The sequence below is a fragment of the Saccharothrix sp. ST-888 genome, from assembly GCF_000955975.1.
Taxonomy (GTDB): Bacteria; Actinomycetota; Actinomycetes; order Streptomycetales; family Streptomycetaceae; genus Kitasatospora.
Genome location: NZ_JYJF01000869.1, coordinates 1 through 315, shown reverse-complemented (window position 1 = coordinate 315; position 315 = coordinate 1). Strand labels below are relative to the sequence as shown.

The window sequence follows — 315 nt, the reverse complement described above, 5'->3', positions numbered from 1 at the left end:
GCCGCCTCAAGGACCGCGACATGGGCCTGGAGCTCAGCCTCGAGGCCAAGAAGCTGCTGGGGAAGAAGGGCTACGACCCGATCCTGGGTGCCCGTCCGCTCCGCCGCACCATCCAGCGCGACATCGAGGACCACCTCTCCCAGAAGATCCTCTGCGGCGAGCTGCGGGCCGGCCACACCGTGGTCGTCGGTGTCGAAGGTGAGGGCTAGGAGGCCAATCTCACCTTCCGGGGCGAGGAGAAGTCGCCGGTGGCGGAGACCCCGGCGGCGGTAGCCTCGACAGGTCCCGACCTGACGAAGTAACACCAGCTCACAG

General features: G+C 67.9%; 1 pseudogene. It reads left to right on the top strand.

The window, feature by feature from the left end:
- Positions 1-209: pseudogene (locus tag UK12_RS39190) on the top strand (ATP-dependent Clp protease ATP-binding subunit); the annotation flags it as partial.
- Positions 210-315: the final 106 nt, after the last annotated feature.